Genomic DNA, 25148 nt, shown 5'->3' with positions numbered 1-25148 from the left:
GCTCGCGGGTGATTATCAAACAGTTTAGAACATTATGTGGATAAATCTGTTAAATATCCGGCTGATTTACAGTTCTGAACAATCCATTCCGCGTGTTCATACGTACTTTTATAGTACAAAAAAATATATTAGAGTAATTCTATCTGTTAGTAAATAAGACAACTTTAGTGTTAATCAGTCGTTAATACAATTATGCCAACAGCTATGAACCAACGGAACCCAGGCACAATGCCATTGCCATGGACGGTTTTGCAACTGTAAATACTCATCTCATATTACGACTAAACGAAAATTAAATGGACGACGCAACAAAAAAGTCTGCAGTTTACTCCCGTACCGAAACGGAGAAGGTAAACCTGCCGGATGAAGAGTGGAAAAAAATTCTGCCACCGGAGGTTTATCACATCGCCAGGGAGAAAGGTACCGAATGGGCCTTTACCGGAAAATTCTGGAACCAGAAAGATGCAGGCACCTACTTCTGTGCTGCATGCGGTAACCCGCTCTTCGTTTCTGATGCAAAATTTGAAAGCAGCTGCGGCTGGCCGAGCTTCTTTCAGCCGGTAAACAAAAACAGCGTAATCTATGCACCTGACAACAGCCATGGAATGCATAGAACCGAAGTGCTTTGTGGACGCTGCCGCGCACACCTCGGGCATGTCTTCGACGATGGCCCGCCACCTGCCGGATTAAGGTACTGTATCAATTCTGTCATCCTGGATTTTGAACAGGCAAAAGACCTGGACAAAGACTTCCAGGAAAAAAACAACCCGGCTGAATCATAGTAATTTTCTTGCCAACATGCCAACAATACTGTAGGGAAGCACCGTAAAAAACCGTATTTTTATAGTAATCAACCCCTTGCAGTTATGAAAGCGCTGAAAACATTCGCCTGGATCATAGGAGTGCTGGTTTTTCTCTTTCTGGTATTGATATTCATTGCTCCAACCCGTATGCATGTGGAGGCAACTGTAGAAATTGACGCCCCCGCCAGTATCGTTTGGAACGACATTGTCCGCTTTGAGAAATTCAACGAATGGAGCGCATGGAAGCAAATGGATTCCACCACCACTTATACTATTCTGGGAGATGATGGCACCGTAGGCGCCACCTATTCCTGGAACGGAAAAAAAATCGGAGAAGGAAAATTACAACACCTTTCTCTCGAACCTTATAAACTGGTACAACAGAAGCTGACTTTCATAAAACCTTTTAAATCAGAAGCCGACGTTTCCTTTAACCTCTTTGAAGCAGGAAAGAAAACCAAGGTAGTCTGGAGTTTTGACGCCAGGTACAACCGCCCGCAGAACCTGATGAGCTGGATTATGAAAGGCGCCTTTTCGTCCGACTTCCAGAAAGGTTTAAACAACCTTAAAAGTATGGCTGAGGCCGATAAAAGAGGCCCCGGCAGTCCTAATGGAGTGAATGAAACGGTGAAAGAAATGAATTATCCGGCCACGACGTACGCGGCTATACGCAAATCTATCCCTCAAAAAGGCATTACCGCCTTCTACAGAAATAACCTGAAACAAATATATATCGCAGCTACTGCTGCCAAATTACAGCCAGGGGTGCCCTGCGGCCTGTTCTTTGCCTGGGATACAATTACGCATCAGGCAGATATGGCCGCAGCGGTGCCAGTGCCCGAAGGCAGCATCCTGAAAGGTGGTGGTATACAGATAATAAAACTGCCGGCAGCTAAAGCGTATTACGTTGATTATTACGGGCCTTATGACAAAATTGCCAACGCACACGTAGCCCTGCACGAATACGCAGACGATAACGGAAAGAAAATTGTTCTTCCGATAATGGAAATGTATGTAACAGATCCGGCCAATGAAAAAGATTCCAGCAAATGGCTTACAAAAGTCATCTACTTTATGAAATAACGGGGATAGATAGAAAGAGTGGGTATAAAAGCTGGCCTGGTGATTCGTCTATTGTCGCGCTCTCTATGTCTGTTGGCTATTTCTCCTGAACCGTAGCGTACGTAGTCGGCTCGAACTCTATTATCTCGTAAAGCGCCAGCTGATATTTCTCCAACGGATCTTCCTTCATGATTTCCTCAACCTCTTTTCGGCTGGATGCCTTACAAAGTATCAGTGAACCAGATTTAGGCTTACGGCGCCCGGAAAGAATGAATTTGCCGGACTCATAATACTTCTGCAAAAAAGCAGTGTGTGCCTCCATAAAGTGCTCTACAGCCGCTACAGGACGGATGTATTGTAATAAGATCAGGTACATAACGGTTTTTCGATGGTTTTAGTGAAAATTTTCATAGCTGTAACAAAGGTATTAACTATATCGGTAAAGAAATTATTGTAAAGGCCAGGGAAAAATAGACATATAAGCTACAAAAATATACGTACTTTTGATGTCGTAAAATACCACGATTGTGGGAATGTCGTTAGTTGTCCCTGTTGATTTGTGATGCCCGGTTATTGTGACTCCTGATTTCCCATCATCGCCGATTGCTAACTGTACGCATTCTATAGTCCTAATATATTATAAGCATTTATGAAAAAAACCATTTCCAAATTGTTGTTAACCGCTGGCACAGCCGCGGTCTTGTTATCGGCCTGCTCCAAAGTGCCAGAAGAAAGTAAATATATCCCTAAAGAAGCAGGGGTTATCTTCGAAATTAATGCCAAACAGATAAGCCAGAAGCTGCTTACTGAAGGCCTCACTATGGATAAACTCATGGCTGCCGCTCAGTCCAAAGATACTGCAGACGCCATGTCCAAATCTTGGAAAGATGCCCAGAACTCCGGCATCGACCTGACCAGCAACTTCTTCGCTTCTGTTATCGTAAGAGGTACCATCAATGATAATAAGTCTTACGCCGAAATTACCGCTTCCCTGAAAGATGCCGGCAAATTCGAAAGCTTCCTGAAAACAAACCTCAAAAGCTATAACGTAAAAGCAGGTAAAGACTTTAAATATACCTGGGACGATAAAAGCAATGGCCTGATTACCTGGAACGATAAAACGCTGATCTACCTGGTAAATCTCAATACCAATAAACTGAACAACCTTCCTGGTGCAAACGGTCTGCCTTCTCCTGATGGTGAAGAAAATGCAGCAGATTCTGCAAAACCGGCAGCTACTGCGAATGTAACCGCTGATGTTCCTGCAGAAGCAGCAGCCCTCATCACGGAAGCAGATCATATCTATCACCTGAAAGAAAACGAAACCGCCGGTACCCTGGAGCCTTTCAAAAAACTCCTGAAAGAAAAAGCGGACATGGGCATGTTCATCAATACCGAAGCTATCTACAACAGCGGTATGATGACAATGCTGCCTGCCAACTTCAAAAAACTCATGGATGGTAGCGCTGTTACCGCAACCGTTGATTTCGAGAAAGGTAAAATCTCCGCAGCTGTCAATAGCTACATGGGTAAGGAAATGCTGGCCATCTACAAAAAATATGGTAAAAGAGAAATTGATATGAGCATGCTGGAAAAATACCCTGGTGGTAATATTACCGGCTTCGCTGCTTATGGTTTCGATTTCCATATGGTGGGTGAAATCATCAAATCTGTTGGCATGGACGGCCTGGTTAATATGGGCCTCTCTCAGCGCTCCGGCCTCACCATGGACGATCTGCTGAACGCATTTGATGGTCAGCTGGTATACGTAGCTTCTGATTTCGCGATCACTAAAAAACCTAATCCTTATTTCGAAGGAGACTCTACCGAAACACCTTCTTCTAAATGGATCTTTAATATGAAAGTAGCCAACAAGGACGCTTTCAATAAAATTATGACCTCTCCGTTATTCCAGGGTATGCTCACCAAACAAGGCGACAAATACGTACTGGCTAACCCGGATATGGCTGCACAATTCCCTGCTATGTCACTCACAGAAAAATCTGTTACCCTCGGTTCTGACCAGGCCCTCCTGGACCAATACCTGGGCGGTAAAGGAAAAATCGAACTGCCTGATGGCATCGCTGCTAAAGTAAAAGGTAGCATGTTCGGCGGTTGGGTAGACCTGCAGAAAGTAATGGCTACCATCCCTGAAGATAAAGTGGATGAAGACGAGAAACCAATGATGATCCGCGTGAAAAGTCTCTTCAAAGACCTGACAATGGTTGCACAACCTGTTAGCGGCGACGTTCAGACCGGTCAGGTAATTCTCAACTTCAAAGATGAGAGCAAAAACAGCCTCGTTCAGCTGGTGGAACTCGGAACAGAAGTGGCCAAAATGAAACAGGCCAAAGACGAAAAAAGGAAAAAAGACCAGGCAGCAGAAGATAGCCTGCTCCAATTGGTTCCTGCCGATACACAAGCGCACTAATATTATTTCATTCTTATTACCCGAAAGCTGACCATTATCCGGTCAGCTTTCTTCTTTTACGGGCACTTGTTCTTGTGCCTAAAATATTATCTTAGTCCTATGCAAATTCAGTTGGATAATCTCCTGCCAATACCGCTGAAGGACAAAATCCTGCAACGGAATTCTGGCATATGGAATAAAAATATCACCTTCCAGCCTGGCACCTTCGTGAAGGTAAAAGCACCTTCAGGCACCGGTAAAACCACGCTGGTGCACTACCTGTATAATATCAGGTACGACTATTCCGGCCAGGTGCTCATCAATGGCAAATCATGGAACAATTACAGCCGCAATGATATTGCCTTTATGCGGCAACAGCAGCTCAGTGTTATATTCCAGGACCTCCGCCTGTTCGAACAACTCACCGCACTGGAAAATATAGAACTTAAAAGGGTCATGAACCCCACACCATATTACCAGCAGGACAAGGTCCGGGAAATGGCAGAAAGACTAAACGTAACGCATATCCTTGACCAGAGCGGTAAAACGTTGTCCTATGGCGAACGTCAGCGCATTGCTATCATCAGGGCACTGGTACAGCCGTTCGACTGGCTGTTCATGGATGAACCTTTCAGCCATCTTGATGAGGAAAATACCCGCCGCGCCGCCGCCCTCATCGCGGAAGAATGCCGTGCCCGTAAAGCCGGATTTATCTTAACAGACCTGGACGATGACCAGCACTTCTCCTATGACGTGCATTACCAGCTTTAATATTTGTTATGCGAGCCTTTTTTGCCCTTCTCAGAAAAATAATAAGAACAGGTGTCGGTAAATCCCGATTCATCATGGCCGCTGTAGGCCTGGGAATCGCTATGCTGCTGATACTGATCGCTTTACAAGCCAATACTGACTTCAACCAGCTACTGTACAGCGACAAAAACCAGAACGAAACCGCCGACTTCCTCGTCATCAATAAAAAAGTGACCAACAGCATGATGGGGCAACCGGGAAAATCTACCTTCTCACCGGCAGAAATTGAAAATATCAGGAAACAGCCCTTCGTACAGGCTTCCGGGTTGATCACCTCCAGTGAGTTTAATGTAGTGGTACAGGCGCCCGGCGACCTGCATTTTGCAACAGATATGTTCTTCGAATCTGTTCCCGACAGCTTTATTGATGTTAAAGGAGAAGACTGGAAATGGAACCAGGGAGACAATACCATCCCGATCATCCTTCCCAGCGACTTCCTCAACCTCTATAACTTTGGTTTCTCTTTAAGTCAGGACCTGCCGCAGATCTCGCAGGAAACAGCCAAAGCATTACCACTCCTGGTGGTCATCTCTAATAATACCACTTCCCAACAATATTCCGGACATATAGTAGGCTTTTCTGATCGTATATCCTCCTTTCTGGTGCCTGCCAGCTTTATGGACTGGGCCAATAAAACATATGGCAGCAATGCCGCTCCGGCAACTTCCAGAATCGTAATCAAAGTGGCAGATCCTTCAAACCCTCAGCTGGTGAAGTTTCTGGACGATAACGGCTATACGACCAATCAGGATAAGCTGAAATTCAGTAAAACCAGGTTGATCGTACAAACCATCGTATCGGTGGTAGGCTTTTTCGGACTGATCCTGTTGTTCTTTGCCTTGCTGGTTTTCAGCATGTTTATACAGCTGATTATTGCTTCCTGCAAAAAGGAAATCCAGCTCCTGGTAATATTAGGGACCGCACCTAAACAGCTGCAACGATATCTCCTCCGGCAATTTGTGCCATTATATATCATTATAGGAGTGGTATCTATTATACTGGTTACCGGTATTCAGTTCCAGGCGTCACAGCTGCTGGCAAAGCATGACATGGTGGTGTCGCCATGGCCGGGAATATGGACCGTTGGCGGTGCAGTCGCTGTGTTGATACTGGTATATATCGTGAACCTGGTAACTGTGCGGAAGTACATTCTGAAAGACCAATAGCGAAATCTCTAAACAATAGATAATGAAACCTTACGACAAGAAATTTGTACATGTGGTAAACTTCTATCTCAAACCTGGGTTGAGTGCAGAAGATATCAAACGGTTCGAAGCCGGTGTTAGCAGCCTGGGTGGTATTGAGGAAATTTCCGTATTCAATGTGGGCAAACCGGCTAGTACAGACCGCCCGGTGATCGATAAAAGCTACAGCTACTGCCTGATCTGTGTATTTGCAAATCAGGATGCACATGATGTATACCAGGTGCATCCTATTCACCTCAACTTCGTTGATAACTGTAACCAGTATTGGGAAAAGGTAGTCATCTTCGATTCAGAAACGATCTAGTGTTCCAGCCGGCTTCCCGGGTGTGGCATCACAAAAGTTGCTCTTGCGCGGCTGGATAGTTTCAGATAAGGTATCCATATCGCCATTTTTACTATTGGCCAGATAATGGAATTTGTCTGGAATATATCCGGCTGCGACGGCACTTCAAACATCTGCAGGGTCAATTTTTTATCTATATAAATAAATAATGCCAGCATAATATAATAGGTGGCCAATGCTACCGGGAATGTATCCCGCCTGTTAAAAAACAGTACTGCCAGTAACACGGAGAAGCCAAGAAACAGGATGTTAAAAAACAGCTCCGAAACAACCAGTAACTGCGCCAGTGTAATGTTCCCCGTATGCGCCCTGATTCCGATCGTAGCCCAGGTATCGAACTGGAAATAACCATTTTTTATAATCATCGTAAGCTCTGTTAACGGAGAGAATACCAGCGCGATCGCTAATATGGCAAGTCCGCCGCCAATAGGAATAGGCGCCGGGATTTCCTTCTCCACCGGCATATTGGCTCTATAAGCCATAATGGCCATCAGGGTGGTCATCAGCCCAAAAACAAGCGCCAGAAATACAGTCAGCCAGTTACATTTATTGCTGTTGGTATGATTGCCATTCATCGTTGCCGATAAGTCAATGGTTGTATTGCTGGTAAAAGCCGCCAGGTCGCGGGTATATTGTGGTATATCGGCTACGGATATATGATCTTTCAGGGTGATCATCCGGTAATGCAGGATAACGGTATCGCCGTTCTTTTCCGCCTTAAACTCCATCTGGTAGCTATCTGCCTGTATTTTGGCAGGAGAGAAGTCTATGGGCCAGTCGGAAGGCATATTCAATACGATGGTATAATCGAGATCATAGGGATAACGTAATCTTATCGGAATATCCCTGTCTTCGTCCACTTTAGGCAGCAAATTGTTAATTTCCTGTGCAATGGCAGTGAATTTCAACTTGTTGGTGCTGCTGTCTTTTTTCCAGATATTATTGATGAGATAGTGTTCTGTTATCCGGAGGATATTACTATCCGGATTATCTTTCACCTGCATGGAGTCTTTGATGATAATGTCTCCATACAGATCACTATAATATTTCTGGTAAGATTTGTCTTTATCCTGTATGCTGGCAGCAGAAAGATCATATCGCAGGTCATCCGCATCACCTTTGCTGACCATTGTTTCCACGGCAAGTTCTCCGGGGTCATTCTGGCCGTCAGGTAATGTAAATGTTTCCTTAATGATAGTACGGCCATGCTGTTTCTGAATGATGGGTGTGAGGCCGGCAGTGGAATCAGCCACCAGGAGTGCCAGCTCATAATCCGGTTCACAGAAATTGTTTAGTGGCCCGCGTTGCATACTGATGGTGGGATCCAGCCAATAAACCTGGTTGTTCAGTTTCGTATATACGATCACATGATTGAAGGCATATGGTGTAGGTAGCATTTCTCGGATCGTACCTTTCAAATCAGTATTTACATATGCCATGACGGCGTCAATGCCGTTGGCACGGAGTAGTGTTGTCAGCAGGAGTGATTTGTCTTTGCAATCACCGAAACGCTGGTGCAGCACTTTATCCGGTGGATTGGGCTTATGGGAATTTTCGCCCATTTCAATTCCCATATAACGGATATCATCCTGCACAAAACGAAGGGCTTCCTGTAGGTATAACGTTTTATTTCCCTTCGACGAATCTTTCAGCAACTGGATACGCTTATTGATTTCGTTGCCGTTGGGAGTTGCATTGTTAATTGTAACGGCCCATTGTGCTACTTCTTTCCATGATTGGTACTCACTTAATTGCACCCTGGGATAGGGTGTATACCAGGAGGGAATATAGTCGCGGGTTTCCGGCTGTTTGAGAACAATACTGTCCCATTCATAGCAGGTATAATGTTGCCAGGTGCGTTGTTTCGGTGTCAGGCCTTTATTGAACGTGCGTAGTTCCACTTTCCTGTCGGGATTTACCAGGATAGCTTTGTAGTAATTTACGATGGGTTCAAAGGAGAGGAGATAGGAAGTAGTATTTATTTTGTCCGGGAAGATGGGATTGGTGCCCTGGATAGAGTAAGCAAAGTCTATCTGGTCATTCTTTCTGATATCTTCCAGGATAAGCAGGGCGGTATAGGTGCCGCTGTAGATGAACCTGGAGAGGTCTTGTTCCTGTTGCAGCAGTTTAAAGGCAGCAGGGTTGAGTCGGTTGATTACCTGGCCATTTCTGCGAATAACGAGGTGATGAAAAATAAGTTTCTCGTAAGAGGGGTCGAAGTCGACAGATATTTCAGATCCGTTCTGGATACCGGTTTCGGAAACTATTTGACGGATGATATGTCTGTAGGTAGTATGTTCTTCCAGGTTTTTTTGTTCTTCCTGAACCAGGTGGTAATAACCATCACTGATATTTTTAGCGTTTGGTTTTTTGTCGAGATGTACGGCATGTGGTACCAGCCATGTTGGAGCAGGGTCAGTAAAGATTTTATTGCGCTGTGCTTGCAGGGCAACAGGGATTAGCAGCAGGGTCAACACTGCCAGGAAAAGTATTTTGCGCATAAGGGATAAATGATAACCTAACGTTGTAACCACATTGCTGTGGCTACAACGGGGCATCAAGTTATATCTTTTTTACCTGTTAAACAGCAATTTTACATAGAACCCAGGTTTGCTTAATCTTTTGCGGAGATCTACTTCATGAAACATGCAAGTCATCAGCTCGGCCAATTGTTTGTTCTTATTGCCGAGTTTCATGAGATAATTAAATAGCCAGGGGTATTTGACCAGTTTCTGCAATTTGGTGCTGAGTTGTAATTCGGGACCGAGAATGCGGTAAATTTCATCATTATAAGTCTGGAGGAAGTTGTCGGAGAAATCGTTGGCTTTAATGGCTGCTGCTGCCTGATTGGCGGCAATGGTTCCTGAATACAATGCATTGCCGATGCCTTCGCCGGTAAAAGGATCGATGAGGTAGGCGGCATCGCCGGCCAGCATATAGCGTTCGCCTTGCAGTTTTCTTTTTTTACTGCCCAGTGGCAGACCGTAGCCGTCAATGGAGCCAACCAGGCTCGCATCGCCGAAACGTTCTTTCATCACGGGGTCTGTGGCGATGGTATCCAGCATTAATTTTTTCAGATTTACCTTTTGGTTTCGGGCATTGTTGCTGAGCATTCCAACGCCTACATTGGCTTCTCCGTTTGGTAGCGGGAATATCCAGAGATAACCCGGCAGCATATTTTTAAGGAAATGCAGTTCGATGAAGTTGTCTTTATGGAGGCCTTTAATATCCTTATAGTAGGCACGGATGCCAGCTACATAGTGTTCGGGTTCCATTTTAATACCGGCGACATCTTTGGTGAAGGCTGAATGTGCGCCATTGGCCACAATGATCAGCTGTGCCTTTACCTGGAAAGAGTTGTCGTTATTGGAAAGCAGGTAGCCATCTTCCTGTAGCTGGTATTTATCGATACTTTTGCCTTCAAATAATTGTATTTCCGGCCTGCGCTTTAATTCCTCTACCAGGAAGTTATCGAAGTCAATACGTTTACATACAAATCCCCGGGGATCAGACATATCGTCTTTATAATTGGTCTTATAAGGGATATCCATTCCCAGCCTGTTTGGCGCTACGAATTTCACGCCCCAGCTGTTCAGCTTGAACACTGACTCCTGGAGGCGTTTGCCCATATCCTTGTCGATACGTTCTAAAATGGTCAGTACTTTACCACTCAAGCCATCTCCGCAAACCTTATCCCGCGGGAATACTGCCTTGTCAACAACGATAGAGGATATACCTAATTTTGCGAGCTGCAGGGCAGCGCAGGCGCCCGCAGGACCTGCCCCGATAATACACACTTTAGTTTCCATAATTTTTCGCTGATAGAATTTCCATCAGGAAGTTACGGAATTGTTAGCAGTTCATACCAGTGAATGACTGCATGATAAAAAAGCAGAATATGAATAGGGGGTGTATGGGAAAATGGCTAATCACTTATCTTCGCCGGAAAAAATAGCATTTTATGTTCGATTTATTAGGCAAACTGTCGCAGATACAGACGAAAATGAAAGAAGGGAAAGAGCGTCTGGCGAATGTAACGCTGGCGGGTGAAGCTGGGAACGGTGCCGTAAAAGTTGCTGTAGATGGCAATCGTCAGGTGAAAACCATCGATATCGCTGCAGAACTGTTAGTCCCTGAAAAGAAAGAAGAAATGGAAGACCTGCTCATTACCGCACTGAACCGTGCGCTGAAAGCTGCAGAAAACTCCTGGGAAGCTGAAATGAAAAACGCTGCCGGCCCACTCGGTAATCTGTTATAAGCATATTCGCGGTTGATGCCGCATCTGAAAACTGACTCCTGGTCGCTACACTGTAGTGGCCAGGAGTTTTTATTTTCCCGATCCCGTAATAGTTTTTCCCCTTTTGAGCCGGTTGTCAACGGCAAAATTTCGTTTCTTACTATTCAGTTTTTGTAAATACTTTTCTGAAATAATATACTTCCGGGGAATTTCTTTCCCTGGTACTTTCTTTTAACGTTTCGTATAATCCGCCATAGTACTGGATCTGACTGTTTTTTAATAAATAGTTGGCCTTATCTGGAATAAGTTTTGGCATTCCTCTACCAAAACGAACACTATATGCATGTACATCCTAAACCACCCGCTCCCAAATCACGCTCGTTGATTTACGCGCTCGCAGTAATCGTTATACTGAGTATTGTCGGGCAACTGATCATTAGCAACTGGCACAGATAAACTGCTTTATAAAAAATACAATCATCATAATAAATATATAATGGAAACAGCAACAGCTACGGATGAAGAGATAGTCGTCAGACGGGCGAATATCACTGATATAGATTTTGCATTACCGATTACAGCCGAAATGGAGGCCTCCGCCAAAGCCAGAGGTACAGGCATTTCGAAGCGTAATCCTGAAGATATCCGTAAAAAAATACTGGAAGGGAAGGCCGTCATTGCATTCACTAAAAGCGGTATCTGGGCTGGATTCTCCTACATCCAGACCTGGGACAACAACAGCTACGTTTCCAATAGCGGTTTGATAGTGGCGCCGGCATTCAGACGCCTGAAAGTGGCGTCCGCTATCAAACAGAAAATATTCGAATTAAGCCGGATGATGTATCCGGCGGCAAAAATATTCAGTATCACTACCGGACTGGCAGTGATGAAACTGAATACCAGATTAGGCTTTGAGCCTGTCACCTATAATGAAATTACCCATGACCCTCAATTCTGGTCGGCTTGCAAAAGCTGCGTAAACTATCCTGTGCTGGCAGCAAAGGGATTTAAAAACTGTCTCTGTACTGCCATGCTGTTCACACCCGAACTGGCATAACCCTGTTGAAGTCACAGCCATAAACAATAAGCGGTGGTGCATTGGCACTGCCGCTATTTATTTTAAATTGTACGCACAGAAAACTTATCAGCCAATCTAGCTTAGCTGGCAGAGCAGCGGTTTCGTAAATCGCAGGTCGTGGGTTCGAATCCCATGGTTGGCTCTATTAATCTTTCAGCTCGCATTCCAGGAAAGTGCCTGAATGCCTGGATACAGACAACTTCAGCAAACAACAGGTCTCTATCTGATCAAAAATATCTGGTGTTACATCTATCTTCTTTATACCATATTCATTATCCTCTACCAGCAGATAATGGGAAATTACACCTAACTCCTTGGTACTCTTCTTATCTACTACATGGGTAATAAATTCTGCCTTCTCTTTATGCCGGAGATCTTTTCGTATAGCCGATATCGTATTTACCCAGAAATATGCGATAAAGCCTGCGAAAGCAGCTGTCATAGTGCTAAAGAAATAAAAAGGAGGGATCGTATTTACCCGTATGAGCAATAATACAAATCCAATAATGGTAACAATTGAAAAATAACGGGCCAGTATACCAATAGCATCATATTTTGAAGCCAGGTTGCCACGCACAATGTAGGTGTCGTCTTGTGTAAACTGCTGATAATGTGGATAATTCATAAGGTTGATATTTTTCAGTCAGTGGATAGAAGATTGCTCGTATATAAAAAAGATGCAGGGCGGAAAAAATTCCATAAACCTTATTTTAATTTTCAATCATCCGGACTTCTGTATATTTATCCCATCAAATCCAATTGTTATGCGATTTATCCCTTTGGCTGCGCTGGCAGTATGCCTGTATGCCTGTAACGATAAAACCGGCAGTAGCACCTATCGGCTAACGGAAACGGCTATATTCAATACCGACTCTGTTCATGCGGCACTTACCGGAAAAGAAGCGAAAAACAGTGAAGCTGAAAAGAAATTTCTGGCAGCACTTGATATGTATAGAAACAAAAAGTCAGCTGTTCAAAGCATTCCTTTATTTTATGAATCTATCTTAAAACAGCCACAGGCAAAGGCTTACTATGAGCTGGGAAATGCCCTGATAGACGCCGCAAAGTTCCCGGAGGCGGTACAGGCTTATGAGGTGGCGGAATACCTGGATTACAAGCCAATGTACAAGCTATTGTACAATAAAGCATGCGCTTACTCCAAACAAAAGAAAAACGACGAAGCGATGGAAAACCTGATCTCAGCTATAGAATTCGGGTATTCTAATCTGAATAATATCATGAAAGATCCTGATCTTGAATATGTTAGATCAATGAGGGACGATTTCCGCGAAGTGGTGCGCCTGGCGCTTAGTGGAGCAACAGATCCGGATAAACTGCAATGGATATCTTTCTACAGAGAATTTAAAACAGCGCAAATGCCGCTTACACTGGATAAATCCTATGCTGCAAAACTGAATGATTATTATATTCCTTATGATTTTGAAAACTATGTTTCTGAAATGAAAGGAGCGCAATTCAGTCGGGAAACAGGCAGTACATTTTATTATGTAGGTATTGTGAAAAGTGATTCTGCGTATAAAACGCTGGTGTATGCCATCAATGATAAAGAACTGGATAATTACCAGTGGCCTTATTATATGCTGGCGAGCTATAACTCTTCAGGAAAACTTATTGAGAAAATGCTGGTTGCCGGACAGGCAAAAGATGAGGACCCTTATCGGGTAGCGGTTTTCAATGCCAATGGCGAGTTTAACATACGCCAGTATGAAATAGAATATGAGAAAAATCCGAAGGAAGAAGGATTTAATAACAACAAAGAAGTAAAAAGCACAGTGGTGGCCACCGACTATTATAGTATTGGGGCTGATGGACATTTTATTCACAAACAGAATGAACCACTGGCATCAAGATAATCTCCGTTTGTTTTTAGTAAGTTGAATATATAATTCTGCTATCAGCAGATTGATTGTCCAGCTTAGCCACGATATCAGTACATATGCCGCTGCAGGCCGCAGCGGCATATGCATTAAGCCAAGCAGGTACGCGTAAAAACGCAGTGTAATGGCGGAAAGCGTAAGTGCGTAGCTCCTGACCATAAAATCTTTATGACTTTCCCACTGGCGTTGTAGTGCTTTTCTCCAGGCAATAACGGTGAAGCCTATCCATAGTACCGATAATATCACGAAACTTATCTGCGCCCTGATGCCACCATTGGCATAGAATGCCATTACCAGTCCGGTGGGGCCACTGATCCCGATGACAACAACCGCATATATTTTCCCCAGTAGCCTGTGTATAGCAGGATAGGTTTTAAGCAAATATTTACTGAACTGGAATAACCCTGTAATCAATACGATCGAGCTTACGAATACATGTGTATAGAAACTCAGGCGCCAATGAACGATGTGCCATTGCACCTGTTTGGTCATCAGGAAATTGGTGTACCTGTTAAACGATACATAGGGCAGACTCAGCAATATCATCAGCCAGGTAGCATAGAGTATAGCCGCTACCGTTATCCACACAAATATTTTCTTCAGCAGTACCATTATGGCATATGATAAAACGATAAGCTATCACTTTTAAACTCTGTAGCATATCCACCTTTTTCAGGATGGTCCTGGTCATTAGGATAGAAAGCTACATCAAAAGTGGTTGATTTATCTGTCCAGATACTGTTTGTTTTCCAGATGACAGTAATTTTTTCGTGGTTACCTTTTACTTTTTGCCAGGTGCCGCGTACGATGGTGGCTTGTTCGGCTCTGGTGCTGTCGTTCACTTTAGGATAGAACTGTAGTTCACAGCTGCCGTCTCTGCGGAAGGTTAATATTCCTTCACCATGATCACCATCATAGGAGTCAAAGAAGTCGAAGCCTTCGTTTTCGGTATGTACTTCTTTTGACAACACAAAAGATTTTGCACTGGTATTTTTCTCATTGAGGGGCGTCCAGTTGCCTTTCAGCTGTTGGCCGTTGCCGGTTATGTTGATGGCGAACCTGCCATCGTAGGGGTTATCGCCGGGTTCGGTGAGTTCAAGCAACCAGTTGTCGCCATCCTTTTTCATGGCGCCATGGATATTGCGGCGTAGTCCTTTGTGAATATTGTAGCCGGCAGCCTGTTTGCCGTTGGCAAAGTTGACGGTAATGAAGATAGGGGAGCCGCCGAAATCGCCGGACCAGGTTCCTTTTAGTGCTGCGTAAACATCTTTGATGCTATCTGTTGCAGTGGAGTCTTTTGCTGGTGCCGTTGATCTCCCGGAATGGCAGGAACTGAGTGCGATGAGGAGGCAACAGGTACAGGTAAGGAATAATTTCACGAGGTGCTGATTTTATGTAAAAATAGTATTTAGTGAGATGCTGGTGTTATAGTTTAGAAGGAAGATCTATCACGATCAGTTTATCGATGGCCTCTGAGCTATGTTGCAGCATACCGGTAATACGCAGGTAATACCTGCTGATAATGACGCTGCAGGGCGGTGAGGGGAAAGTGGTGAGTGTGGATAAACGGAGATGGTATTCTCTGTTGAGATGTTTGTAAGTATACTGTTTCAGTTCCGCGATATCCACATCAGGGAATTGCTGTCTTTCTTCACGGCTGTATTTCCTGAGCACGTAAAAGTTATCCGCTTCCGGTTTGAGTTTTTCCCAGTTGCTGGTGAAATGGTGCCATTGATGAAGTATCCTGGAAGGAGGTCCATCAATGATGACGCTGGTTTCATATCGCTGGGCTACGTCCAGTCGGGTGTTGCCGGAAGTGGTAATGGTTAGTAGCTGTCCTTCGATGGTATGTGGTGCCTGTAGTGTAAAGTAGATGGTATCCGGATGGTATTCGAAGTCATTTTTGGCAGGAGTCGGAACTATCCAGTCGAGTGCCAGGTAGGAGCTACCGAAACGGATATACGTAGTGCTGTCTGTTTTTGCAACAGAAACTTCATTGGAAGCGACTCTGGTAGCCTGGCTTACGGGCGGGGCTACCAGTTCCATGGTATCAATTTGCACGGGTTTTTCCTGTTTTTTAGTTACAGGTGTGTGGCATGCAAAGAAGGCTGGCAATAGGGCTGCCATCAGAAAGAAGGTTTTCATGATACGCGGGATATAAAACTGAGTTAGGTTTTATTGTCCTCGTACTTGGAACAGTTATTCCGGTTCAGCCATATCAGTGAAATCGATGTTGTCGTTGGCATCTTCCAGTGCTTTCCATAGGATGTCTTTCAATTCCATGAGTCCCTGGTTGGTTACAGAGGAGATAAAAACATGTGGAACATCTGCCGGGAGCTCTGCGGAGATGGCGGCTTTGAGCTCGTCATCCAACATATCGCTTTTGCTGATGGCTAACAGAAACTGTTTGTCGAGTAGTTCTGGATTATATTGTTCCAGCTCATTCACCAGCACGTCGAATTCTTTTCGATGATCGGCGCTATCAGCAGGAATCAGGAATAATAATACGGAGTTTCTTTCAATATGTCGTAAAAATCGGTGTCCCAGACCTTTACCTTCGTGGGCTCCTTCGATAATACCCGGAAGATCGGCGATACAGAAAGATTTATCGCCACGGTATTCCACCATTCCCAGTTGTGGGGTGAGGGTAGTAAAGGCATAATCGGCCACTTTAGGTTTGGCAGCAGTAATGGTAGAGAGGAGGGTGGACTTACCTGCATTAGGGAATCCTACCAGTCCAACATCGGCCAGTACTTTCAGTTCCACGACTTTCCAGCCTTCGATGCCTGGCATACCTGGCTGGGCATATTCAGGAGTTTGGTTGGTAGCGGATTTAAAATAAGCATTGCCCTTACCGCCTTGTCCGCCCGGGAGCCAGATCAGTTCCTGGCCATGTTCCAGGATTTCTGCTTCTACTTCGCCGGTTTCTTCATCGCGGGCAACGGTTCCGAGCGGTACTTCAATGACGATATCATTACCGAAACGGCCGGTGCAGTTATCACCGCTACCATTTTCACCATTTTCGGCTATCAGCATTTTGTGCCAGCGTAAGTGCAGTAATGTCCAGAGCTGCCGGTTACCACGAAGGATGATATGTCCTCCACGGCCACCGTCGCCACCATCAGGACCCGCCTTGGCATTGAATTTAGTACGCATGAAGTGCATACTGCCGGCACCACCTTTACCTGATTTACAAAACACACGGATATAATCTACGAAGTTCGCTTTTTCCACTTTTAACCCTGTTTAAAAAGGCTATATCTTCCGATACAGCCATAAAATAAAATGCAAAGATCGTGAAGTTTAATCAATTAGTTAAACTTCACGATCTTTGCGTAGTATATAAGTTCTTGAAAGTCTTATCTGTATTGCCTTAGGCAGGTTGTCCCACCAGCGTATCCAGCTCGTTGGACAAAAGACCGAAGATTTCTTCTACAGTACCTTCTCCTTTAACCTTCTTGAATTTGCCGAATTTGGCATAGTGATCAGCCACAGGAGCGGTTTTGTTGTGGTATTCAACAATACGTGCTCTAACTACATCTTCATTAGCATCATCGCTGCGGTTAGAGGTCAGACCACGGTTCAGCAGACGCTTAACCAGCTCTTCTTCAGGTACTTCCAGTGATAATACTACAGAAATAGCAGTTTTCTTTAATGCTAACAGCTTATCAAGTGCCTCTGCCTGTGCAGTAGTACGTGGAAAACCATCAAAAATAAAACCGCGTGCATCTGGATTGGAATCCAGTTTGGAGCTGATCATACCGATTACCACCTCGTCCGGTACCAGTAAACCCTGGTCCATGAACTTCTGGGCTTCCATTCCCAGAGGTGTTTTATTACCGATCTCACTGCGAAGCAAATCGCCTGTAGACAGGTGAATCAGTCCGTATTTGTCTATAATATTAGCACTCTGTGTACCCTTACCACTACCTGGAGGGCCAAATAAAATGAGATTGACCATGTTTTATTAAATCTTTCTTACTTAACTCGCAAGGTTGCAAATATAGCAAACAATTGAATGTATAGGTAATTAAAATACGATTGATTGAATTAATCTAAAAATTTTAGGAAAAATACTAAATATAATTCAAATACTTCCACTGAAATCTAGTTTTTCTTCAAAACTCCTTATCGAAATTAGTGATTAACTTTCTTTCAGACAAAATCATATAATTATTATTAATAATTGGTTGATTGCCACTGGATTTAGTGCGCCAGAATTTGTAAGTTTATGAAATGAGACATTTATTGGTTGCTGGACTTACAGGCTTGATGTTGACCACGAGCGCGATACCTGTTCCGCTCTCGGTAGTCAACAAGAAGAAACATAAAAAGACGACTACTCAAACCGTTGTACAACAGGACCCTGCCTCCGCATGGGTAGACAGCGTATTTAATGCACTATCCCCCGACGAAAGGATAGCACAACTTATCATGATCAGGGCACACTCCAATCTGGGACAAGACCATATCAACGCCGTCGTCAAAGATATCCGGGAAAATAAAGTGGGTGGCATCATCTTCTTCCAGGGAGGCCCGGAAAGAGAAGCCAACCTGACCAACTATTACCAGTCTATCTCCAAAGTGCCCATGCTCGTTGCCATAGATGGTGAATGGGGCCTCGGCATGCGCCTCGACAGCGTAATATCCCTGCCACGCAATATGATGCTCGGCGCCACACAAGATACCGCACTGGCCTACGCTTACGGCCGCATCCTCGCTGAACAATGTAAACGAATTGGTATCCACATCGATTTCGCACCTGATATGGATATAAATAATAACCCGAATAACCCCGTTATCAACGACCGGTCGTTCGGTGAAAATAAATACCAGGTGGCCCGATTGGGAGTAGCCACTATTAAAGGAATGCAGGATAACGGCGTTATGGCCAACGCCAAACACTTCCCCGGACACGGCGATACCAATGTCGATTCGCACCTTGATCTCCCAACGATTAATAAAACCCGTCAGCAGCTGGACTCCCTGGAGTTATACCCCTTCAGAGAAGCTATCGCCGCAAACGTGGGCTCTATAATGGTCGGACACCTCTACATCCCGGCCATCGACAACAAACCCAATACCCCAACGTCTATTTCCTATAAAGCTGTTACCCAACTGCTCCAGAACGAATTGGGCTTCAAAGGCCTCATCATCACCGATGCCCTCGAAATGAAAGGCATCGCGAAATTCTACACCAAAGGACAGGAATCTTTACAGTCTTTACTCGCAGGAAATGACCTGATGATACTTCCTTCTACCGCGCAAGGTAGCATTGAAGCCATCAGAAAGGGTATCAAAAAAGGTCTGATCAGTCAGCAGGAAGTAGACCGCAGAGTGAAAAAAGTATTGCGTGCCAAATACGACCTCGGTCTCAACAAACCACAGGTCATCGACACAAAGAATATTACCGATGATATCAACAAAAGCACGGATTCCCTGCGTCGTAAAATTGCAGAGAAAGCCCTGACACTGCTGAGCAATAAAGATAACCTGATTCCATTCAGTCCGGCCATGACCCAGCAGAAGCTGGCTGTCATCGCAGTAGGGGCAGACGCCAACAATGCTTTCATCGATGCAGTGAAAGCAGCTAAACCAGGCACAGATGCATTCATCTTCACTGCCCGCCAGAGCGTAGAACAGATCGCACCGATCGTTTCCCGTATCCAGCGCGATTATAAAGGCGTAATTATCTCTGTACATAATTTCAGCCGCCGTCCGGCAAATAACTTCGGCCTGTCGCTCGCACAGCGACTGCTGATCCGTCAGCTACAGCAGGAATTGCCTTCCGCAACAGTGGTATTCGGAAATCCTTATGCTATCCAGTACTTCTGTGAAGCACCACATATCCTCGCTGCATACGAAGATGATTCTACCACCCAGAAAGTGGCGGCAGATATCCTTTTCGGCAAACTGGCGCCACAGGGGAAACTCCCGGTAACTGTTTGTCCGACGTATCCCGAAGGCTCAGGCGTAACCTATACCCTGAACCAGTACACACAATTGCCGCAATCCACACCTGCCGCAGAAGGCCTGAATGCACAGACACTGCTTAAAATCGACGGTCTTGCCAGCGAGATGATTGGTCGTGGCGCAGCCCCGGGCTGTGAGGTGCTCGCGCTCAAAAATGGTAAGGTAGTATTCAACAAAACTTACGGCCATTACGAGTATAACAGGAGAGAGCCTGTTATGCCGAAATCAATTTACGATATGGCTTCTGTTACAAAGATCTGTGCTACCACGATCTCTGTAATGAAACTCTATGATGAAGGGAAGCTCAACCTGGACGCTACATTGGGCACCTATCTGCCCTTTGTGCAGGGCAGCGATAAGGCCAACCTGAAAATACGCGATATACTGCTCCATCAGGCCGGTCTGGTCCCATATATCCCTTTCTACAAAGAGGTAATTGATGCCAATGGTGTTCCTGATTCGACCCTCTTCCATACTGTCGCAGGGCCAGGATTTACCACCAGAGTGGCAAATGACCTCTATCTGCGCGATAATTACAGGGACAGTCTCTGGCAAAAAATCCTGGACAGCAAGCTAACGCCTCATCCTTCCTACGTATACAGTGACCTGGATTTTATCTTCCTGGGCAGAATAGTAGAACAGCTCTCCGGCAAACCTTTAAATGAATATGTACAGGAAACCTTTTACACACCGTTAGGATTGGAAACCGCCGGCTTCCTGCCCCGCAACAGGTTCCCTTTAGCACAGATCGCACCTACTGAAAATGAGTTCATTTTCAGAAGACAATTACTGAGAGGGGATGTGCACGATCCTACCGCCGCCATGTTTGGTGGAGTGGCAGGCCATGCCGGCCTCTTCTCTGATGCCAGTGACCTCGGCATCATCATGCAGATGCTGCTGAACGGAGGCACATATAACAACAAAGAATACATAAAACCTTCCACTGTGGCGATGTTTACTGCCTATAACAGTAAAATCAGCCGTCGTGGCCTGGGATTCGATAAAACAGAAAAAGATAATGCTACCAGGCAGCAGGGGTACCCGTCGAAATTCGCTTCCGGCGCTACCTTTGGCCATACCGGATTTACCGGCACCTGCGTTTGGGCCGATCCGGACAGCAAACTGGTGTTTGTATTCCTGAGCAACAGGGTATATCCTAACGGTGGCGCCAATACGAAATTATCCACCCTCGATATCAGGGGTAAGATGATGGACGTATTCTATGAAGCCGCAGTGAAATAATACCGCCGTATAAAAAATAAAGGGCCTTCCATATTCACGTGGAAGGCCCTTTATTTTTAATGTGTTAATCCTGGCTTATTTCTCAACAGAAACATTTCTGTTAACTACTGTAGAAGTGTGAATTCCCACAGTTTTTTCAACCAGTTTATTTTTTCCGCTTCTGATTTCGAATGTGTAGTCGCCATCTTCCAGAGAATCCAGATTATAGCTACCCGCATATCTAACAGTTGTAGGTAGTATTTCGCGGTGCAGTGTAAAATTGTTTTTGTCTTTAATGTACAACACCAACTTTTCATTGGATGGATTTTCAACTGCTAAGTTGAAAGTAATCCCATCTTTGTTGAGTTGTGTGAGTTGCATGTTAACAGCTGCTTTGGGGGAACCGTTTTCAGTTACAGCTGTTGTCATTTTCGCTGTGCCGAAAGCGTAATCATTTTCCTGAGCCATCACATTTAATGAACCTAACAGCGCTGCTGCGGTCAAAATCATCTTCACTTTGGGTGCTAAAACAAGTTTCATGACATTAATTTTTTAATGTGTTTTTCTTTAATAGGGCTGGTATTAGCTAATACAATGGTGCCTTTTTGCTTTTAACGATGCAAAGATCAGAAGCCTGCGTTAAGTGAACATTACGCCTTTGTTAAAATAATGTGAGAAAATATGAACCCGATGTTGTTTTCTGTCCTAATTTCGCATCGTTTATGGAAACAGTACATTTAAAAAATAATCGCCCTGTAGCCATCTGGTTGTATATAGGTGTGGGCATGCTGATAGTGCAGGTACTCCTGGGAGGTATCACCCGTCTGACAGGTTCGGGATTGTCAATTACTGAATGGGCACCACTTTTAGGTACTTTGCCCCCAATGAATGACGCTGCCTGGCAACGTGCTTTTGATGGATATAAAGAAATTGCACAGTATAAACTGGTGAATAGCCATTTCACTCTGACAGATTTTAAACATATTTATTTCTGGGAATGGTTTCACCGCGAGTGGGCAAGGTTCATGTTCGTTGTATTCCTGGTGCCATTTATATATTTTATTTATAAGCGTAAGATTGATAAAACAATGGTTAACCCTTTGCTGATCCTCCTTTTGCTGGGTGGATTGCAGGGACTGATCGGCTGGGTGATGGTAATGAGCGGACTTAACAACGAAGATATCCGTGTAAACCACATCCGTCTGGCCATTCACTTTATTTCTGCACTGGTACTGCTCTGCTATGTATTCTGGTTTGCCATGCGTTTAAGCATTAAAGAAAAGCAGATATTATATGTGCCGGAATTACGCAAACTGAATGTTATCTTATTGGTTTTGCTGACTTTACAACTGATATATGGTGCGTTTATGGCAGGTATTCATGCTGCCCTGAATGCCAACACATGGCCTGATATCAACGGCGCCTGGGTGCCTGCAGGTATGTTCTCCAGTGGTAATTTCTTCCATGATATCTTCCATAACCCTATTGCTATTCAATTCATTCACCGCGGATTAGCTTATCTGATTACGATTATAATCGCGATATGGTGGGTGAAATCTGCCAAAGTGCCGGCAAACAGCCAGTTACATGCAGTTCGTTATCTGCCGCTGCTCTTGGTATTACTGCAGGTATTACTCGGTGTACTCACCCTGCTCAATAGCCAGATCAATATCCCGATTTCCTATGCAATCCTGCACCAGGGCGTAGGAATGCTACTGCTTTTATCGCTCGTATGGACCTTCTATCTGAGCCGCGGTAAAGCAGTCAACTAGCACAGACGATAACTTCGCATAATTAATAATACGGATTCGCAACAAGGAAATGCTGTTTCATAGTTGCAAATCCGTATTTTTATTTGTAATTATCGTCTGATGAAGTTGAAGTTATTGCTTATAAAGACATACTATTCTTTCCCTGTTCAGCTGCTGCTCCTGCATTTCAGAAAGTACCAGGTGCTGCTGCTATTTTGGGTGATTCTGTTTAGCACCATAAACGGTGGATTTGCCAAGGTTTTTGGAGGGGATGCGCTGTTTCTGGCGCCGGAATACCTGGGGAAAGTGAATTTCTATAGCACCGCCATCCTGGGTATGGCCACCGGTGCATTCATTATGAGCTGGCATATCACCACCTTCATCCTACATACCAGCCGTTTTAAATTTCTTGCTACCACTTCCCAGCCGTTTTTCAGGTACTGCCTGAATAACTCCATCATTCCACTCGCTTTCCTGGTTTGCCTGGTGATCCGGGGCTGGCAATACCAACGCTATGAAGAGCTGAGCAGTGTGCCCGAAATTCTTTTGCTGGCAGAAGGATTTATCAGCGGGGTATTATTTATTATTTTCTTCTCGTTTTTTTATTTTTTTAATGCAGATAGAAATATCGGGAGAAGATTAGAGCGGAAGTTCGGTAATCCCAGAAACTTTCTACGCACCATCCTGAAGCCTACGCAGGAACCGGACGAAAACGCCCTTCCGGTAAACAACTATTTCTCTACACCCATCAAAATACGCCGGGCAAGAAATGTTGATCACTACAACAAGCACTACCTGGATTCCATCCTGAAACAACACCACTTCGCAGCCATGATTACGGTGGGTTGTGCATTGATTTTCATGTTGATACTGGCCAGCATGATGGACTATAACATATTTCGTATCCCTGCCGGCGCCAGTGTCCTCGTATTTTTTGCATTCCTGATCGGAGTTGCCGGTGCTTTCAGCTATATGCTGCAAAGCTGGTCTATCCCTATTTTGCTGGTAATGCTGTTTGGTGTGAACTGGTTGGTGGAACATAACCTGCTCGATAACAGAAACAAGGCCTATGGCCTTAATTACCATCAGAAAGAGGGCCGTCCGGAATATAGCACCCAGGCTTTACAGCAGTTTTTTAATGAAGAGCGATATGAAGCAGATAAGGCCAATACAATAGAGGTCCTGAAGCGCTGGAAAGCGAAATTCCCCAAAGACACCAAACCCCCGCTGATAGTAATGAATTTCAGCGGTGGTGGCAGCCGCTCTGCAAAGTGGTCCGTACACGTATTGCAACGACTCGATAGTATCCTCAATGGCCAGTTGCTGAAGCATACAGTACTCATGACGGGGGCTTCCGGAGGTATGATGGGTGCCACTTATTTCAGAGAACTATTCTACGAGCAGCAACAGGGAAAAAACATTCACCTGAATGATACTACATATCCCATAAAGATTTCCAAAGACCTGCTCAATCCCGTGTTTACGGCCATGGCCGTGAATGACTTCATTGCACCGGTATGGAGTTTTAAAATTGGTTCCAACCATTATGCGAAAGACAGAGGTTATGCCTTTGAAATGCAGTTGAACCAGAATACGGATAATGTATTGAATCATACTATCTCTTACTATAAAAAAGCAGAAGAGCAGGCAGAAATCCCTATGCTGATATGGAATTCTACCATCAATGCTGATGGCCGCCGGCTGATGATTTCGCCATTGCCGGTGAGTTACCTGTGTGCGCCGGAATATAAGTATCCGACCAGGCCTATCCGGGATGTGGATGGTGTGGATTTCGGGCAGTATTTTGCCCGCCAGGATGCGGGTGAGCTACGGGTAACGAGTGCTATAAGGATGTGCGCTACTTTCCCGTACGTTTTGCCGAATGCCTTCCTGCCAAGCAATCCGATTGTAGATGTGATGGACGCTGGTATCCGTGATAATTTCGGCCAGCAGACAAGCTTACGGTACCTCTATACCTTCCGGGAATGGATCAATGAAAATACTTCCGGCGTGATTTATATCCAGGTAAGGGATACCCGTAAAAATGATATTTCTGCCATCAAGAAAACCAAAGACCTCAGCGACCTGATTTTTGAACCGCTGTTTACCATGCAGCAGCATTGGAGCGCCATGCAGGACTTCGATCAGGACGACCTTGTCAACTATATGGAAGGTTATTTCCCCAATAAATTCCATCGTATCATTTTCCAGTATGTACCGCAGCGCCAGGACAAGGCGGCGGCGCTATCATGGCACCTGACATCCAGGGAAAAAATGGACATCGCCGATGCGATCAATAACCCGGCTAACCAGAGTGGACTGGAGTATGTGCTGAAGATGGTACAACAGCGATAGTG

At 44.8% G+C, this 25148-nt stretch carries 22 protein-coding genes and 1 tRNA gene; 13 read left to right on the top strand and 10 right to left on the bottom strand.

Features of this window, described 5'->3' with window-relative positions:
* The first annotated feature begins 296 nt into the window (after window positions 1-296).
* Window positions 297-782, top strand: a complete 486-nt coding sequence (gene msrB, locus F3J22_RS02525) for a peptide-methionine (R)-S-oxide reductase MsrB (RefSeq protein WP_167013974.1) — start codon at window positions 297-299, stop codon at window positions 780-782.
* An 84-nt stretch (window positions 783-866) separates the two neighbouring features.
* On the top strand, window positions 867-1886 hold the full coding sequence (locus F3J22_RS02520) for an SRPBCC family protein (RefSeq protein WP_167013972.1): 1020 nt from the start codon (window positions 867-869) through the stop codon (window positions 1884-1886).
* A 76-nt stretch (window positions 1887-1962) separates the two neighbouring features.
* Here F3J22_RS02520 and F3J22_RS02515 read toward each other — a convergent pair whose 3' ends face one another.
* Window positions 1963-2241, bottom strand: a complete 279-nt coding sequence (locus tag F3J22_RS02515) for a YciI family protein (protein ID WP_167013971.1) — start codon at window positions 2239-2241, stop codon at window positions 1963-1965.
* A gap of 273 nt (window positions 2242-2514) precedes the next feature.
* Here F3J22_RS02515 and F3J22_RS02510 point away from each other — a divergent pair, with 273 nt between their 5' ends.
* The 4 genes from F3J22_RS02510 (at window position 2515) to F3J22_RS02495 (ending at window position 6594) form a co-directional block, all read left to right on the top strand.
* Complete coding sequence (locus F3J22_RS02510) at window positions 2515-4296, top strand: DUF4836 family protein (protein ID WP_167013969.1); 1782 nt, start codon at window positions 2515-2517, stop codon at window positions 4294-4296.
* A gap of 99 nt (window positions 4297-4395) precedes the next feature.
* Window positions 4396-5046, top strand: coding sequence for an ATP-binding cassette domain-containing protein (locus F3J22_RS02505; protein ID WP_167013967.1), 651 nt, complete (start codon window positions 4396-4398; stop codon window positions 5044-5046).
* Window positions 5047-5120: 74 nt separating this feature from the next.
* Window positions 5121-6251 carry an FtsX-like permease family protein gene (locus F3J22_RS02500; protein ID WP_167013965.1) on the top strand — a complete coding sequence of 377 codons (1131 nt, stop codon included), beginning with the start codon at window positions 5121-5123 and terminating at the stop codon, window positions 6249-6251.
* Between the two features lie 22 nt (window positions 6252-6273).
* Entirely contained in the window at window positions 6274-6594 is a 321-nt protein-coding gene (locus tag F3J22_RS02495; protein WP_167013963.1) for a Dabb family protein, read from the top strand.
* On the opposite strand, the gene F3J22_RS02490 is transcribed toward F3J22_RS02495, so the two are convergent.
* Both F3J22_RS02490 and F3J22_RS02485 read right to left on the bottom strand, forming a co-directional pair.
* Window positions 6591-9134: a DUF3857 domain-containing protein gene (locus F3J22_RS02490; RefSeq protein WP_167013961.1), complete on the bottom strand. Its 2544-nt coding sequence runs from the start codon at window positions 9132-9134 to the stop codon at window positions 6591-6593. The genes F3J22_RS02495 and F3J22_RS02490 overlap by 4 nt on opposite strands.
* A 72-nt stretch (window positions 9135-9206) precedes the next feature.
* The gene (locus tag F3J22_RS02485) at window positions 9207-10442 is read right to left on the bottom strand and encodes an NAD(P)/FAD-dependent oxidoreductase (protein ID WP_205195134.1); all 1236 of its coding nucleotides are present in this window, start codon (window positions 10440-10442) and stop codon (window positions 9207-9209) included.
* A 152-nt stretch (window positions 10443-10594) separates the two neighbouring features.
* Here F3J22_RS02485 and F3J22_RS02480 point away from each other — a divergent pair, with 152 nt between their 5' ends.
* The 3 genes from F3J22_RS02480 to F3J22_RS02470 all read left to right on the top strand — a co-directional run bounded on the left by F3J22_RS02480 (window position 10595) and on the right by F3J22_RS02470 (window position 12090).
* Window positions 10595-10891 (top strand): YbaB/EbfC family nucleoid-associated protein, encoded by a 297-nt coding sequence (locus F3J22_RS02480; protein WP_167013959.1) that lies wholly within the window; start codon window positions 10595-10597, stop codon window positions 10889-10891.
* Window positions 10892-11366: 475 nt separating this feature from the next.
* A complete protein-coding gene (locus F3J22_RS02475) occupies window positions 11367-11927 on the top strand; it encodes an N-acetyltransferase (protein ID WP_167013957.1) in 561 nt (186 codons plus the stop codon).
* 90 nt (window positions 11928-12017) lie between these two features.
* Window positions 12018-12090: transfer RNA gene (locus F3J22_RS02470), tRNA-Thr, on the top strand.
* A gap of 3 nt (window positions 12091-12093) precedes the next feature.
* Here F3J22_RS02470 and F3J22_RS02465 read toward each other — a convergent pair.
* Entirely contained in the window at window positions 12094-12573 is a 480-nt protein-coding gene (locus F3J22_RS02465; protein WP_167013955.1) for a hypothetical protein, read from the bottom strand.
* A gap of 139 nt (window positions 12574-12712) precedes the next feature.
* On the opposite strand from F3J22_RS02465, the gene F3J22_RS02460 reads away from it, so the two are divergent.
* A complete protein-coding gene (locus tag F3J22_RS02460; protein ID WP_167013953.1) occupies window positions 12713-13822 on the top strand; it encodes a hypothetical protein in 1110 nt (369 codons plus the stop codon).
* Here the strand turns inward: F3J22_RS02460 and F3J22_RS02455 are convergent.
* The 5 genes from F3J22_RS02455 to F3J22_RS02435 form a co-directional block, all read right to left on the bottom strand.
* The gene (locus F3J22_RS02455; protein WP_167013952.1) at window positions 13814-14458 is read right to left on the bottom strand and encodes a DUF2306 domain-containing protein; all 645 of its coding nucleotides are present in this window, start codon (window positions 14456-14458) and stop codon (window positions 13814-13816) included. The genes F3J22_RS02460 and F3J22_RS02455 overlap by 9 nt on opposite strands.
* Window positions 14458-15225: a hypothetical protein gene (locus tag F3J22_RS02450; RefSeq protein ID WP_167013950.1), complete on the bottom strand. Its 768-nt coding sequence runs from the start codon at window positions 15223-15225 to the stop codon at window positions 14458-14460. The genes F3J22_RS02455 and F3J22_RS02450 overlap by 1 nt, the downstream gene beginning before the upstream one ends.
* A 46-nt stretch (window positions 15226-15271) precedes the next feature.
* Window positions 15272-15991 carry a hypothetical protein gene (locus F3J22_RS02445; protein WP_167013948.1) on the bottom strand — a complete coding sequence of 240 codons (720 nt, stop codon included), beginning with the start codon at window positions 15989-15991 and terminating at the stop codon, window positions 15272-15274.
* 54 nt (window positions 15992-16045) lie between these two features.
* Window positions 16046-17080: a GTPase ObgE gene (obgE, locus tag F3J22_RS02440; RefSeq protein WP_167013946.1), complete on the bottom strand. Its 1035-nt coding sequence runs from the start codon at window positions 17078-17080 to the stop codon at window positions 16046-16048.
* Window positions 17081-17219: 139 nt separating this feature from the next.
* On the bottom strand, window positions 17220-17807 hold the full coding sequence (locus F3J22_RS02435) for an adenylate kinase (RefSeq protein WP_167013944.1): 588 nt from the start codon (window positions 17805-17807) through the stop codon (window positions 17220-17222).
* A 275-nt stretch (window positions 17808-18082) separates the two neighbouring features.
* On the opposite strand from F3J22_RS02435, the gene F3J22_RS02430 reads away from it, so the two are divergent.
* On the top strand, window positions 18083-21061 hold the full coding sequence (locus tag F3J22_RS02430) for a glycoside hydrolase family 3 N-terminal domain-containing protein (RefSeq protein WP_167013942.1): 2979 nt from the start codon (window positions 18083-18085) through the stop codon (window positions 21059-21061).
* Between the two features lie 75 nt (window positions 21062-21136).
* Here F3J22_RS02430 and F3J22_RS02425 read toward each other — a convergent pair whose 3' ends face one another.
* The gene (locus F3J22_RS02425; protein ID WP_167013940.1) at window positions 21137-21580 is read right to left on the bottom strand and encodes a hypothetical protein; all 444 of its coding nucleotides are present in this window, start codon (window positions 21578-21580) and stop codon (window positions 21137-21139) included.
* A 182-nt stretch (window positions 21581-21762) separates the two neighbouring features.
* Between F3J22_RS02425 and F3J22_RS02420 the strand changes: the two genes are divergently transcribed.
* Both F3J22_RS02420 and F3J22_RS02415 read left to right on the top strand, forming a co-directional pair.
* Window positions 21763-22812 carry a COX15/CtaA family protein gene (locus F3J22_RS02420; RefSeq protein ID WP_167013938.1) on the top strand — a complete coding sequence of 350 codons (1050 nt, stop codon included), beginning with the start codon at window positions 21763-21765 and terminating at the stop codon, window positions 22810-22812.
* Window positions 22813-22911: 99 nt separating this feature from the next.
* Window positions 22912-25146 (top strand): hypothetical protein, encoded by a 2235-nt coding sequence (locus tag F3J22_RS02415; RefSeq protein ID WP_167013936.1) that lies wholly within the window; start codon window positions 22912-22914, stop codon window positions 25144-25146.
* Window positions 25147-25148: the final 2 nt, after the last annotated feature.

This window comes from Chitinophaga sp. Cy-1792, assembly GCF_011752935.1.
Lineage (GTDB): Bacteria > Bacteroidota > Bacteroidia > Chitinophagales > Chitinophagaceae > Chitinophaga.
The sequence above is the reverse complement of the archived record's forward strand: the minus strand, read 5'-3'. Positions and strand labels throughout refer to the sequence as shown.

Coding starts and splice junctions, on each gene's coding strand:
- F3J22_RS02415 (WP_167013936.1), top strand. CDS start 22,912: ATGAAGTTGAAGTTATTGCTTATAAAGACATACTATTCTTTCCCTGTT.
- F3J22_RS02495 (WP_167013963.1), top strand. CDS start 6,274: ATGAAACCTTACGACAAGAAATTTGTACATGTGGTAAACTTCTATCTC.
- F3J22_RS02500 (WP_167013965.1), top strand. CDS start 5,121: ATGGCCGCTGTAGGCCTGGGAATCGCTATGCTGCTGATACTGATCGCT.
- F3J22_RS02430 (WP_167013942.1), top strand. CDS start 18,083: ATGAGACATTTATTGGTTGCTGGACTTACAGGCTTGATGTTGACCACG.
- F3J22_RS02425 (WP_167013940.1), bottom strand. CDS start 21,580: ATGAAACTTGTTTTAGCACCCAAAGTGAAGATGATTTTGACCGCAGCA.
- F3J22_RS02480 (WP_167013959.1), top strand. CDS start 10,595: ATGTTCGATTTATTAGGCAAACTGTCGCAGATACAGACGAAAATGAAA.
- F3J22_RS02505 (WP_167013967.1), top strand. CDS start 4,396: ATGCAAATTCAGTTGGATAATCTCCTGCCAATACCGCTGAAGGACAAA.
- F3J22_RS02460 (WP_167013953.1), top strand. CDS start 12,713: ATGCGATTTATCCCTTTGGCTGCGCTGGCAGTATGCCTGTATGCCTGT.
- F3J22_RS02485 (WP_205195134.1), bottom strand. CDS start 10,442: ATGGAAACTAAAGTGTGTATTATCGGGGCAGGTCCTGCGGGCGCCTGC.
- F3J22_RS02435 (WP_167013944.1), bottom strand. CDS start 17,807: ATGGTCAATCTCATTTTATTTGGCCCTCCAGGTAGTGGTAAGGGTACA.
- F3J22_RS02445 (WP_167013948.1), bottom strand. CDS start 15,991: ATGAAAACCTTCTTTCTGATGGCAGCCCTATTGCCAGCCTTCTTTGCA.
- F3J22_RS02475 (WP_167013957.1), top strand. CDS start 11,367: ATGGAAACAGCAACAGCTACGGATGAAGAGATAGTCGTCAGACGGGCG.
- F3J22_RS02420 (WP_167013938.1), top strand. CDS start 21,763: ATGGAAACAGTACATTTAAAAAATAATCGCCCTGTAGCCATCTGGTTG.
- F3J22_RS02515 (WP_167013971.1), bottom strand. CDS start 2,241: ATGTACCTGATCTTATTACAATACATCCGTCCTGTAGCGGCTGTAGAG.
- msrB (WP_167013974.1), top strand. CDS start 297: ATGGACGACGCAACAAAAAAGTCTGCAGTTTACTCCCGTACCGAAACG.
- F3J22_RS02465 (WP_167013955.1), bottom strand. CDS start 12,573: ATGAATTATCCACATTATCAGCAGTTTACACAAGACGACACCTACATT.
- F3J22_RS02490 (WP_167013961.1), bottom strand. CDS start 9,134: ATGCGCAAAATACTTTTCCTGGCAGTGTTGACCCTGCTGCTAATCCCT.
- F3J22_RS02510 (WP_167013969.1), top strand. CDS start 2,515: ATGAAAAAAACCATTTCCAAATTGTTGTTAACCGCTGGCACAGCCGCG.
- F3J22_RS02520 (WP_167013972.1), top strand. CDS start 867: ATGAAAGCGCTGAAAACATTCGCCTGGATCATAGGAGTGCTGGTTTTT.
- F3J22_RS02455 (WP_167013952.1), bottom strand. CDS start 14,458: ATGGTACTGCTGAAGAAAATATTTGTGTGGATAACGGTAGCGGCTATA.